A 12,907-nucleotide genomic window follows, 5' to 3' on the forward strand; every position below is an offset into this window, starting at 1 on the left:
ACCCTGGCCGCATGGACGACAGCCCCGCGCTTCTCGTGATCGTGGACGCCGCGAACGTGGTCGGCTCGGTGCCCGACGGGTGGTGGCGGGACCGGCGGGGCGCCGCGGAGCGGCTGCGCGACCGGCTGGCCGCGGACGGGCTGCCGGGGCGTCCTGGGCCCGTGGAGATCGTGCTCGTCGTCGAGGGCGCGGCGCGCGGGGTGGAGCCGGTGCCGGGGGTACGGGTCGAGTCGGCGGCCGGCAGCGGGGACGACCACATCGTCGCCGTGGTCGCCCGGGCCGACGGCCGCCCGTGTCTGGTGGTCACCGCCGACCGCGAACTGCGGCGCCGGGTGACGGAGCTGGGCGCGGAGGTGACGGGGCCTCGGACGGTACGGGGCCCCGCGGCCCCGGCCCGGGGTCCCCGCCCTCCGGGGCAGCACACCTAGACGGTGTCCCCTCCCCCGCGGGTCCCTCCGGCCGTCGGCTGCTCGCCTCGTGCGAGGCGGCTGTGGGAGCGGCCGTAGAGGAAGTAGACGAAGAAGCCGGCGACCATCCAGATGCCGAAGCGGAGCCAGGTCTCGGCGGGCAGGTTGAGCATCAGCCACAGCGAGGCGCACACCGACAGGATCGGGACGACCGGCACCCAGGGGGTGCGGAAGGCGCGCGGCAGGTCGGGGCGGGTGCGGCGGAGGATGATCACGCCGATCGCGACGACCACGAAGGCGAACAGCGTGCCGATGTTCACCAGCTCGGCGAGTTCGCTGAGGCTGGTGAAGCCGGCCAGGATCGCGATGAGCACGCCGAGCAGGATGGTCGGCCGGTGCGGGGTCTTGAACTTCGGGTGGACGTGGGAGAAGAAGCGCGGCAGCAGTCCGTCGCGGCTCATCGCGAAGAAGACCCGGGTCTGGCCGAGGAGCAGGATCATGCAGACCGTGGTCAGGCCGACGGCGGCTCCGAAGCTGATGAACCCCGCGAACCACGGGTGTCCGGTCGCCTTGAAGGCATCGGCGAGCGGGGCGGTCACGGACAGTCTGGTGTACTTCTCCATCCCGGTGACGACGATCGACACGGCGACGTACAGGACCGTGCAGATGACGAGGGAGCCGATGATGCCGCGGGGCATGTCGCGCTGCGGGTTCCTGGTCTCCTCGGCGGCCGTGGCGACGACGTCGAAGCCGATGAACGCGAAGAACACGACGGACGCGGCGGTGAAGATGCCCATCACGCCGAAGTTGGACGGCGCCCAGCCGAACATCAGCTGGATGAGCGGTGACTGCAGGCTGTTGCCCGCCTCCACGGTCTGCGCCTTCGGGATGAACGGGTCGTAGTTGTCGCCGTTGATGAAGAACGCGCCGGCGATGATCACCGTCAGCACGACGGTGACCTTGATCGCGACGACGAGCGAGGTGACCCGCGCGGAGAGCTTCGTGCCGATCACGAGGATGGCGGTGAGCACCAGGACGAGGGCGGCGGCGAGGATGTCGAAGCCGAAGCCGTCGGCGCCCTCTCTGCCGCTGAGCGCCTCGGGCAGATGCCAGCCCGCGTTGTCGAGCAGCGAGGCGATGTAGCCGGACCAGCCGACGGCCACCACCGCCGTGCCGAGCGCGAACTCCAGGACGAGGTCCCAGCCGATGATCCAGGCGGGCAGTTCGCCGAGGGAGGCGTACGAGAAGGTGTACGCGGAGCCGGCCACCGGGACGGTGGAGGCGAACTCGGCGTAGCAGAGCGCGGCGAGCGCGCAGGCGACCCCGGCCGCGACGAAGGCCAGGGCCACGGCGGGTCCGGCGTTGTTCTTGGCGACCGTGCCGGTCAGGACGAAGATGCCGGTGCCGATGATGACGCCGACGCCGAAGACGGTCAGGTCGAGCGCGGACAACGATTTCTTGAGCGCGTGCTCTGGTTCCTCGGTGTCGAGGATGGACTGCTCGACCTTCTTCGTCCGGAAGAGGGTGCTGCTCACGGGTACCTCCCACGCTGTGTCGTCCTCGACATGATCGAGAGGGGGCACAGGTCGTATGCCCCGGCGCGGGCGGGTTAACGCGAATGGGCCGGTTTCACCACTCTCACAGTGGGGGAACCGGCCCAACCGGGCGTGTCGGGTTGCCGACGGCACCGGATGTCAGTCGCGGGCGGGCTCCACGGAGTCCACCTCGGCGGCCGACGCGCCGTACCTGCCGTCCAGCTTGGCGACGAGTCCGGTGACCTGGCGGGCGATGTCGGGGGCGGTCAGCCCGATCTCCGCCATGACCTCGGCGCGGGAGGCGTGGTCGAGGAAGCGGGGCGGGATGCCGAAGTCGCGCAGCGGGACGTCGACGCCCGCGTCCCGCAGGGCCTGGGCGATCGCCGAGCCGACACCGCCGACGCGGCTGTTGTCCTCGACGGTGACGACCACGCGGTGCCGCTCGGCGAGCGGGGCCATGGCCTCGTCGACGGGCTTGACCCAGCGCGGGTCGACGACGGTGGTGGAGATCCCCTGCTTGTCGAGCAGGCCGGCGATCTCCAGGCACATCGGCGCCAGGGCGCCCACCGAGACGAGCAGCACGTCGGGCGTGTCGGTGCCCGGCTCGCGCAGCACGTCCATGCCGCCGACCCGTCCCACGGCGGGTACGGCGGGGCCGACGGCGCCCTTGGAGAACCGTACGACGGTCGGCGCGTCGTCGACGGCGACGGCCTCCCGCAGCTGGGCACGGACCTGGTCGGCGTCGCGCGGGGCGGCGAGCCGGAGGCCGGGGACGACCTGGAGGATCGACATGTCCCACATGCCGTTGTGGGAGGCGCCGTCGGTGCCGGTGACACCGGCCCGGTCCAGGACGAACGTCACCCCGCACTTGTGGAGGGCGACGTCCATGAGGACCTGGTCGAAGGCGCGGTTGAGGAAGGTGGCGTACACCGCGAACACCGGGTGCACTCCGGCGTGGGCCAGGCCCGCGGCGGAGACGGCGCCGTGCTGCTCCGCGATGCCGACGTCGTAGACCCGCTCGGGGAAGGCCTTGGCGAACTTGTCGAGGCCGACCGGCTGCAGCATGGCCGCGGTGATCGCGACGATGTCCTCGCGTTCCTTGCCGAGCCGCACCATCTCCTCGCCGAAGACGGAGGTCCAGTCGGCGCCGGAGCTCGCGATCGGCAGGCCCGTGTCGGGGTGGATCTTGCCGACGGCGTGGAAGCGGTCGGCCTCGTCCTGGAGGGCGGGCTGGTAGCCGCGGCCCTTCTCGGTGAGGCAGTGCACGATCACCGGGCCGCCGAAGCGCTTGGCGCGGGCCAGCGCCGACTCCAGGGCCTCGATGTCGTGGCCGTCGATCGGGCCGACGTACTTCAGGCCCAGGTCCTCGAACATGCCCTGGGGGGCGATGAAGTCCTTCAGGCCCTTCTTGGCGCCGTGCAGCGTGTCGAAGAGGGGCTTGCCGACGACCGGGGTCCGCTCCAGGACCTCCTTGGTGCGGGCGAGGAAGCGCTCGTAGCCGTCCGTGGTGCGCAGCGTGGCGAGGTGGTTGGCGAGGCCGCCGATGGTCGGCGCGTACGACCGCTCGTTGTCGTTGACGACGATGACCAGCGGGCGGTCCTTGGCGTCGGCGATGTTGTTGAGCGCCTCCCAGGCCATGCCGCCGGTCAGCGCGCCGTCGCCGATGACCGCGACGACGTGGCTGTCGCGCCGGAGGATCTCGTTGGCCTTGGCGATGCCGTCGGCCCAGCCCAGGACCGTGGAGGCGTGGCTGTTCTCGATGACGTCGTGCTCGGACTCGGCCTGCGAGGGGTAGCCGGACAGGCCGCCCTTCATCTTCAGCCGGGAGAAGTCCTGCCGGCCGGTGAGGAGCTTGTGCACGTAGGACTGGTGGCCGGTGTCCCAGAGGATCTTGTCCGTGGGGGACTCGAAGACCCGGTGCAGGGCGATGGTGAGCTCGACCACACCGAGGTTGGGGCCGAGGTGGCCACCGGTCTTGGACACGGCGTCGACGAGGAAGGTCCGGATCTCCCCTGCCAGCTGGTCCAGCTCCTCCAGGCTGAGCCGGTCCAGATCGCGCGGTCCCCTGATGCGGGTCAGCAGCGGCACCCGTGCCTCCTTGCAGTAAAAGCTGTTCGAGCTGTTGCCGGGTGTGTCGAGTCTAGTGTTCCGCCCGAGTGGTCGGTTCCCGGCCCATGGATCGCCGGTCACGCGATCGGCCGTACCCATGATGAGCCCTGCCCATGACACGACTGTGCCCGGCGCTGGGAAGCACCGGGCACAGGGGGCACTGCGGCGGGAGGCGCTAGCCGCGCCCGGCCGCCTTCTGGCTCCTGCGGGAGACGGAGTCGATGACGACCGCGCCGAGCAGAACACCACCGGTGATCATGTACTGGATCGAGGTGTTCATGTTCAGCAGGTCCAGACCGGTCTGGATGGACTGGATGACCAGCATGCCGAGGAGGGCGGACCAGACGGTGCCGCGGCCGCCGAAGAGGCTGGTGCCACCGATGACGGCCGCCGCGATGGCGAGCATCAGGGTGTTGCCGCCACCGGCGCTGAGCGTCGCGCTCGCGGTCTGACCGGCGAAGAACATACCGCCGACCGCCGCGAAGCCGCCGGAGATGGCGAACACGGTGATGCGGACCATCGGCACGTTGATACCGGCACGGCGGGCCGCCTCGATGCCGCCGCCCACCGCGAACACCTGCCGGCCGTACGTCGTACGACGCAGGACGAAGTCCACGACGACCAGCGCCGCCAGGAAGATCACCAGCGCGTTGGAGACACCGGCCGCGTCGTTGAGCACGATGGCGGCGGCGAAGGCCGCGACGGCGAGCGCGCCGACGCGCAGCAGGATCTCGCCGGTCGCCCGGAACGGCACGCCCGCGGCCCGGCGGCGGCGCTGCTCGTTGAAGTTGCCGACCAGGGAGAGCACGACGGCGAGGCCGGCCAGCAGGTAGGCGCCGATGATGGCCTGGTCCATGAAGAAGGAGCTCTGGCCGAGCAGGTGGACCGGACCCGTGTCGGACGGGATGTTGATCGTGCCGCTGTCACCCAGCAGCCACAGCATCAGACCGTTCCACCCGAGGAAGCCGGCCAGGGTGACCACGAACGCCGGCACACCGATCCTGGCGAAGAACCAGCCCTGCAGCGCGCCGATGGCGATACCGGTGAGGATGGCGAGAACCAGCGACAACCAGGGGTTCACGCCGTGGGTCACCACGAACACGGCGAACAGGGTGGAGGCCAGACCGCTGACCGAGCCGACCGACAGGTCGATCTCGCCGAGCAGCAGGACGAACACCAGGCCGATGGCGAGCATGCCGGTGGCCGACATGTAGTAGCTGATGTTCGAGAGGTTGTCGGCGCTCAGGAAGCGGTCGTTCTGCAGCTGGAAGATCGTCCAGATGACGATCAGGCCGATGACCACCGGCAGCGAGCCCAGCTCGCCGCCCTTCACCTTGCGCTTGAACTCGGTGATGTACCCCTTGAGGCCCTCTTCACGGACCAGCAGGCGCGGGTCGACGACGGCGACCGGAGCGGCCGTCGGGTCGTCGGCGGGCGCGACGGTGTCCTGCGTCTCCACCATGCCTTCGGTCTTGTCGACCTTGGTGGCCGCGGGAGCCTTCTCCGGCTCCGGGGAGCCGCTCTTCACGGTCTTCGACGTGTCGCTCACTTTGCCGCCTCCGCGGTGCGCCGCCCCGCACGACGGGTCACGGCGTTGTCCGTGGCACCCGTGATCGCGGCGATGATCTCTTCGTGGCTGGTGTCCTTCACGGGGAAGGAGCCGTTGTTCTTGCCCAGGCGCAGGACGGCGACGGTGTCCGCGACCGCCTTCACATCGGCCATGTTGTGGCTGATGAGGATGACGGCGAGGTCGCGTTCGCGCAGCCGCTCGACCAGGTCGAGGACCTGCGCGGTCTGCTCAACGCCGAGGGCGGCGGTGGGCTCGTCGAGGATGACGAGCTTGGGGTCGCCGATGAGGGCGCGGGCGATGGCGACGACCTGGCGCTGACCGCCGGAGAGGCTGGCGATCGGGATGCGCACGCTCGGGATCCGGATGGAGAGCGTGGACAGCAGCTCGCGGGCGTTCTTCTCCATCGTCACCTCGTCGATGACGCCCCGGTGCAGCAGCTCGCGGCCGAGGTAGAGGTTGCCCACGACGTCGAGGTTGTCGCAGAGCGCGAGGTCCTGGTAGACCGTCGCGACGCCGAGTCCCTGGGCGTCGTGCGGCTTGGTGATGCTGACCGGCCGGCCCTCCCACTCGATGACGCCCTCATCGATGGGGTGGACACCTGCGATCGTCTTGACCAGGGTCGACTTACCTGCGCCGTTGTCGCCCACCAGGGCGACCACTTCTCCGGCGTGGACCTCCAGATCGACGTCGGTGAGTGCCTGCACCGCACCGAATCGCTTGGAGACTCCGCGCAACGCCAGCACGGGCGTAGCGGACACGTGAACCATCTCCTTCGCCGCCTGACCGGCGGGGATGCCGCGCTTTGGGGTAACTGCGCGGAGGGACGTGCGGGACGCGGCGGCTGGGCCGCGGTGCCGCACGAGGTTTACAAGATGAACATGCGCGAATCCGCTGCACTTGGCAACGGTTCCGTCCGACGCCCGCCCCGGCAGCGGGGTGTGAAGGGGGGCAGGCGTCGGAGGGGTCTCGCGGGACCGCTCGGCGGTCTGGGTCCGAGTCCCCCGGGGGACTCGGACCGGGTGCGCGCGGTTGCGCGGGCGGGTTACTGCAGGCCGGCGGACTTGCAGGCGGCGGCGTAGTCGGCGGTGCAGATGTCCGCGACCGTGTACAGACCGTCCTTGACGACCGTGTCCTTGATGTTGGCCTTGGTGACCGACACCGGGGTCAGCAGCTTGGCGGGCACCTTGTCGCCGGAGCCGCTGGTGACCGTGGTGGTGGCCTGGGACTTGACGTCCTTGCCGTTCAGCAGGGCGACCGCGAGCTCGGCGGCGGTGTCGGCCTCCGGCTTGTAGGCCTTGTAGACCGTGGCGGACTGGGTGCCGGCGACGATCCGCTGGATGGCGGCGAGCTCGGCGTCCTGACCGGTCAGCGGGATGTTGCTGATCTTCGCACCCTTGAGGGTGTTGGCGATGCCACCGGCCATGCCGTCGTTGGCGGCGTAGACGCCCGCGATGTTCTTGGCACCCAGCTGGGTGATGGCCGCGGACATCTTCTGGGCCGCGACGGTGTCCTTCCACAGGCCGGACTGCTCGTAGGCGATGTCGACCTTGCCGTCGAGGACCTTGTGGGCACCGGCCTTGAACTGCCCGGCGTTCGGGTCGGCGTCGTCACCGTTGATCATGACGACCTTGGACTTGGTGGTCGCCTTGGAGCCGAGGGCGTCAAGCAGGGCCTGGCCCTGGAGCTCGCCAACCTTCTCGTTGTCGAAGGAGACGTAGGCGCTGACCGGGCCCTGGGCGAGGCGGTCGTAGGCGACGACCTTGACACCCTTGTCCACCGCGGACTGGATGGAGGACTTGATGGCGGCGGAGTCCTGGGCGGAGATCACGATGACCTTCACGCCCTTGGTGACCATGCTGCTCATCTGCTGGGCCTGCTTGGCCGGGTCGGCCGCGGCGTTCGCGTACTGGACGTCACAGTCGGAGCACAGCTCCTTGACCTTCGCCTCGAAGTACGGCTTGTCGAACTTCTCGTAGCGCGCGGTGACGTTGTCGGGGAGCAGCAGGCCGATGGACTTGCTGTCCGAGCTGCTGCCGGAGTCGCTGTCCTTGTCGTCGCCGGCCTTGCCGCACGCGGCAATCGACAGTGCCATGGAGACGGCGGTGGCGCCGATCACGACTCTACGCATCGTTGCGTTCATTTTGGGGTGTGCCTCCCTGACAGGGCCGCAACGCTGCGGCCGAGGTGGCTGGAAGTCAACTCGGCCACACGTGCGACGTCAAGAAGTAAATACTTAACGAGATGGCAACGGCGTCATTCGTTCTCTAAGTGAAGGCAGGCGTCGCTGTGGACAGGGTGCCGTCCAAAAGGGTCGAATCACCCATCTCGCTGAGTGCGAGAGCGAGCGCTCCGAGCACCTCCGCACGGCCCCCAAGTGCCCCCGGGAGAACGGAAAGTTGACGCGCCGCACTGGGGATCGCGTAGCGGCCGACGGACTCTCTGATCGGACCGAGCACCAGCTCACCGGCCTCGGCGAGATCACCGCCCAGGACCACCCGGCTCGGGTTCAACAGGTTGCAGAGATTGGCGACTCCACTGCCGATGTGGCGGCCGACGTCGGCGATCACCCGACGGCAGCCCGGATCACCGTCCCGGGCCAGCCGCACCACACCTTCCATCGTCAGATCCGTGCCGTGGCTGGACTGGAGGAGTGGCAGTACGTAGCGCGCCGCCGCGAAGGTCTCCAGGCAGCCGCGGTTCCCGCAGCGGCAGACCGGTCCGGATTCATCAAGTGTAATATGTCCGATTTCTCCCGCAGTTCCGCCAGGGCCGCGGTAGATCTTCCCGTCGATCACCAGACCGGCGCCGACACCGCTCGCGACCTTGATGTAAGCAAGATCACGTACGCCCCGGCCGCTGCCCCAGACCAGCTCTCCGAGGGCGCCGAGGTTGGCGTCGTTGTCCACGTGCACGGGCACTCCGAGGCGCCCTCTGAGCTCCTCGGCGGGCCTCGTGCCGATCCAGCCCGGCAGGATGGCCGAGGAGCCGAGCGTGCCGGACTCCAGGTCGATCGGTCCGGGGACGCCGAGGCCGACCCCCGCGATCTTCGTACGATCCACCCCGGTGGCTTCGATCAACCGGGTGACCAGTTGCTCCGCACGGTCGAAGCCCTGCGTCGAGGAGGCGTCCACGTCGAGCGGTTCGGACTCCTCGGCGAGGACCTGATGGGCGAGGTTGCCCAGGGCGACCCGCAGATGGGTGTGGCCGAAATCCACCCCGATGACGATGCCGGCGTCGCCGCTGAGCGATACGCTGCGCGCCCGGCGCCCTCCCGCCGAGGTGGGTGTGACCTCGACTGTTCCGCCGTCCTTGAGCTCCCGCACGATATTGGAGACCGTCGCGGCGGACAGACCGGTCGTCCGGGCGATCTCCGCCTGCGTGAGGGACCCGGCCAGACGCACCGCGCGTACGACTCGCTCCAGGTTGGCCCGATGCAGCGACGACTGCGACCCCGGAGTCTCCACGACGACCTCCTGCGCGCGGGGCCGCTTCAATGAGGCCCCGTCTATGTCCAACTAGTGAACTCTAAGCTGAGCCGTTCGGGTCCGCTCCCGTCAAGAGGTTGAACAGTATCCGCACGGTCGAACAGATGGACACCTCCTCACCCCGGGAAGGGTTGCGGGGTGTGCGGGGGCGGCTGCGGGGCGTTGCGGAAAGTGTCATTCCGGGGGCACGGGGCCCAGGGGTGCGGGGGTGCGAAAGCGGACGGTCCATACGAAAAGCAGCGTACGCGGACACCCGCTGCACCGGGAGACCGCGTACGCCGCGTGAAGGCGGTGGGTTTACTTGAGCGCCCCCGCTGTCAAGCCCTGCACCACCTGCCGCTGGAACACGATGTACGCCGCGAGCACCGGGAGCATGGCCATGACCAGTCCGGCGAAGAGCCCGGACCAGTCGCCCTTGTAGCCCTGGCTGACGGCCAGTTGGACGAGGCCCTGGGTGAGGACCCGTTTGTCCGGGTCGGTGTTGAGGACCGTGGGCAGCATGTACTGGTTCCACTGGCCGAGGAAGTTGAAGATGCCCACGCTGATCAGGCCAGGTCTGGCCATCGGCAGCATGATCTGGAAGAAGATCCGGGTGTGCGAGGCGCCGTCGACGAACGCGGCCTCCGCCACCGAGGCCGGCAGCGTGCGGAAGAACGCCGTCAGGAAGAACACCGTGAACGGCAGCGAGTAGGCGATGTAGACCAGGATCAGCCCGTGCAGGGTGTTCAGCAGCCCCATGTTGTTCACCACGTAGAACAGCGGGACCAGCGCCAGCATGACGGGGAAGCTCATGCCGCCGATGAAGAGGTAGTAGACGAACCGGTTGCCGGGGAAGTCGAAGCGGGCGAGGACATAGGCCGCCATGGAGCCGAGAACCAGGGTCCCGACGAGCGAACCGCCGACCACCAGGACGGTGTTGAGGAAGTAGTCGCTCATGTTGGCCTCGGTCCAGGCCCGCGACCAGTTGTCGACGTGCAGGGAGTCCGGCAGCGCCCAGGGCGAGCCGAAGATGGAGCCGTCGTCCTTGAAGGACGTCATCACCGCCCACAGGAGCGGCAGCACCACCATCACGGCCCAGACGACCAGCACGCCGTGCGAGAAGACGTTGAGGACCCTGCCCTCGGTCCGCGGGCCGGCGGGCGTCCCGCGCGCCGCGGGGCCGGCCTTCGTGACGGGCGCCGGGACGGGGACGGGGGGTTCGGTCGTCTTCATTCCTCAGTACTCCAGCCGCTCGCGCCGCCCCAGTCGCATCACGACGGCGGCGAAGGCCAGCGTCACGACGAGCAGGGCGACGCCGATGGTGGTGGCGTAGGCGGCCTGACCGTCCCGGAACGCCTTCTGGTAGACGTACAGGACCATCACCGTGGTCGAGTAGTCGGGGCCGCCGGGGCCGGTCGTCATGATCTGCACGACCGCGAACGACTCGGCGCCGAGGGCGAGGATGCCCAGGTAGACCCAGCCCGACTGCACGGTGTCCCAGAGCAGCGGCAGGGTGACCCGGAAGAACGTGGTGGCCCGGTCCGCGCCGTCCAGGAGGGCCGCCTCGTACAGGTCGGCGGGGATGGAGGCCATGCCCGCCGAGAACAGGACCACGAAGAACCCGACCGTGGACCAGACGAGGACGGCCATCACGCACCACAGCGCGAGGTCCGGGTCACCGAGCCAGAGCGGCTGGACGCCGTCCAGTCCGACACCCCGCAGGAAGGAATTGATCGCGCCGCTGTCCGGGTTGTACGCGAAGGCGAACAACAACGCGACGATGGCGATCGACAGCACCTGCGGGAAGAAATACACGATCTTGTAGAAGGAGGAGCCCCGGACACCGGAGACGGCCGGGCCCCCTTTCCTTCTCCGCCCGCCGACATTGATCATGAATGCCAGGAACAGCGCGAACCCGATCGTCACCAGCGGCACCAGGAGTGCGAACAGCAGGCTGTGCCACAAGGACTTCCAGAAGATCTGGTCGTCCAGCATCCTGCGGTAATTGTCCAGGCCGACCCTCTCGAATTCGGGGCTCAGACCGGTCCAGTCCGTGAACGAGTAGTAGATGGACTGGAGGAACGGCCAGACCACGAAGAGCGCGTACAGTCCGAGGGGAAGCGCCAGGAACCCCACGATGAACCGGTACTTGCCGTGCTGCATCGCCACTCCGGTGCCGTCGGGAACGCGTTCACGCGTGCTTGTAGTGCTTGATCGAGGTGTCCTTCGCGGCCGCGTCGGCGTAACCCTGGATCTTGTTGACGGCCTCCGCCGGAGTGAGCCGCCCGGCCATCATCTCGCCCAGGCCGCCGACCCCGATCTGCTCCTTCTGCAACTGCACGTACCAGTCCTGCAGCCGCGGGTTCACCACGTTGTCGCCGGCCTTCTCCAGCGCGGCCACACCCGACTTCAGGCCGGGGGTGAGGGTGATGCCGTCGGTGCCGCCGTCGTACGCCGTGAGCGACTTGACCTTGGCGGTGAAGTTCTTCGAGGACGCCTCGCTGAGCATGATGCGCAGCTGCTCCATGCCGCCGGAGGCGTTGCGCGCCTTGGCCGGGACGACGAAGGGCTCGCCGCCGGAGGCCCAGAGGGTGCCGAAGGGCATCTTGTCGGAGGAGTCGATGCCGGTGGGCGCGGAGACGGCGAGGCCGAAGTCGGCCGGGATGACCTTGGCCGACTCGTTCTCCACCCAGGAGCCGTTGGGGATGAACAGGGCCTTGCCCTGGGCCCAGGCGGTCTGGGACTGGATGTGGTCCAGGCCCGGGGTGCCGCGGAGGATGTAGCCCTTCTTGTAGAGCTCGTAGTACGCCTCGAAACAGGCCTTGACGGCCGGGTGCTTCCAGGCGTTGGGCTCCAGGTTGTCGATGGCGTCCAGCACGTCGCGGCCGCCGACCTTGCCGATCATCGGATAGAGCGAGAAGGGGAGATAATACGGGTACTTGCCCGCGTATGTCCAGCCCGCCATGCCCTTCTTCTTGGCCTTCGCGCAGACGGCGAGCATCTCGTCCCAGGTCTCGGGATAGGCGGCGTCCAGCGAGTCCAGGGCCTTCTGCGAGTACCAGACGCCGTAGACGGTGTAGGCGTAGTACAGGATCCAGACCGGGTCGCCGTCGAACTGGCCCATCTCGACGATGCCGGGGCGCAGGGTGTCGCGGACCTTCTTGGCCGGGTCGTCGTAGGAGGGCGCGTCGAGCAGCGGAGTGAGGTCGGCGAGCTGCTTCTTGCCGACCAGGACGCCCATGTCCATCTGCTCGGCGCCGGAGTTGTCGATGAGGTCGGGCGGGGTGCCCTGGTTGAAGCGGGGCTGGAGCGTGGACTGGATCTTCTGCGTGGCCGAGAACTTCACCTTCGCCTTCGGGAAGTTCTTCTCGTAGATCTTCACGGCGTCCTCGGCGTACTCCTTGCCGAAACCGCCGTCGAACAGGACGAATTCCATCTGGGTGGACTCGTTGACCGCCAGGGGGTTCTTCGCCGTCTTCTTTCCCGCCTTGGCCTTGTCCTCGTCGCCGCCGCCGCTGCTGGCGCACGCCGACAGAAAGCTCATCGCGGGGACGGAGATCAGGCCGAGCGCGGCGGACCGCCTGATCAGATCGCGGCGGCCGGGGCCCGCCGATTCGTTCACGGCACCGTGGTTCTCGGAGCTGGATCCCATGCTCAAGTCCTCGCCTTCTCCAGGACTCAGGCGGTGAACCGGATCCTCCCCGGCACCGCGGTCAGGTCAAGCAGGGTTGTGCGGGTCGCGTGAATCGCCGACAGGTATAGTCCACTTCCCGCCGATTGATCAAGATCGAATGCAAGGTCGGCCATGGGTCTTTTCCGAGT

At 68.6% G+C, this 12,907-nt stretch carries 10 protein-coding genes; 1 reads left to right on the forward strand and 9 read right to left on the reverse strand.

Features of this window, described 5'->3' with window-relative positions:
• The first annotated feature begins 11 nt into the window (after nt 1–11).
• Complete coding sequence (locus ACFY30_RS32360; RefSeq protein WP_390848700.1) at nt 12–428, forward strand: NTP pyrophosphohydrolase; 417 nt, start codon at nt 12–14, stop codon at nt 426–428.
• Here ACFY30_RS32360 and ACFY30_RS32365 read toward each other — a convergent pair.
• The 9 genes from ACFY30_RS32365 to ngcE form a co-directional block, all read right to left on the reverse strand.
• Nucleotides 425–1,942: an amino acid permease gene (locus ACFY30_RS32365; RefSeq protein ID WP_390848701.1), complete on the reverse strand. Its 1,518-nt coding sequence runs from the start codon at nt 1,940–1,942 to the stop codon at nt 425–427. The genes ACFY30_RS32360 and ACFY30_RS32365 overlap by 4 nt on opposite strands.
• Nucleotides 1,943–2,101: 159 nt before the next feature.
• Complete coding sequence (gene dxs / locus ACFY30_RS32370) at nt 2,102–4,030, reverse strand: 1-deoxy-D-xylulose-5-phosphate synthase (RefSeq protein ID WP_390848702.1); 1,929 nt, start codon at nt 4,028–4,030, stop codon at nt 2,102–2,104.
• Nucleotides 4,031–4,226: 196 nt separating this feature from the next.
• A complete protein-coding gene (locus ACFY30_RS32375) occupies nt 4,227–5,600 on the reverse strand; it encodes a sugar ABC transporter permease (RefSeq protein ID WP_390824603.1) in 1,374 nt (457 codons plus the stop codon).
• On the reverse strand, nt 5,597–6,388 hold the full coding sequence (locus tag ACFY30_RS32380; RefSeq protein ID WP_390662002.1) for an ATP-binding cassette domain-containing protein: 792 nt from the start codon (nt 6,386–6,388) through the stop codon (nt 5,597–5,599). Before ACFY30_RS32380 ends, ACFY30_RS32375 begins: the two co-directional genes overlap by 4 nt.
• Before the next feature lie 275 nt (nt 6,389–6,663).
• Nucleotides 6,664–7,749 (reverse strand): sugar ABC transporter substrate-binding protein, encoded by a 1,086-nt coding sequence (locus ACFY30_RS32385; RefSeq protein ID WP_390662001.1) that lies wholly within the window; start codon nt 7,747–7,749, stop codon nt 6,664–6,666.
• A gap of 136 nt (nt 7,750–7,885) precedes the next feature.
• Entirely contained in the window at nt 7,886–9,085 is a 1,200-nt protein-coding gene (locus ACFY30_RS32390; RefSeq protein ID WP_390662000.1) for an ROK family transcriptional regulator, read from the reverse strand.
• A 318-nt stretch (nt 9,086–9,403) separates the two neighbouring features.
• Nucleotides 9,404–10,318, reverse strand: a complete 915-nt coding sequence (locus tag ACFY30_RS32395) for a carbohydrate ABC transporter permease (RefSeq protein ID WP_390848703.1) — start codon at nt 10,316–10,318, stop codon at nt 9,404–9,406.
• A gap of 3 nt (nt 10,319–10,321) precedes the next feature.
• Nucleotides 10,322–11,248, reverse strand: a complete 927-nt coding sequence (locus tag ACFY30_RS32400; RefSeq protein ID WP_390848704.1) for a carbohydrate ABC transporter permease — start codon at nt 11,246–11,248, stop codon at nt 10,322–10,324.
• A gap of 28 nt (nt 11,249–11,276) precedes the next feature.
• Nucleotides 11,277–12,737: an N-acetylglucosamine/diacetylchitobiose ABC transporter substrate-binding protein gene (gene ngcE, locus ACFY30_RS32405; RefSeq protein ID WP_390848705.1), complete on the reverse strand. Its 1,461-nt coding sequence runs from the start codon at nt 12,735–12,737 to the stop codon at nt 11,277–11,279.
• Nucleotides 12,738–12,907: the final 170 nt, after the last annotated feature.

Origin of the sequence: Streptomyces sp. NPDC000345, from assembly GCF_042898825.1 — a bacterium.
Lineage (GTDB): Bacteria > Actinomycetota > Actinomycetes > Streptomycetales > Streptomycetaceae > Streptomyces.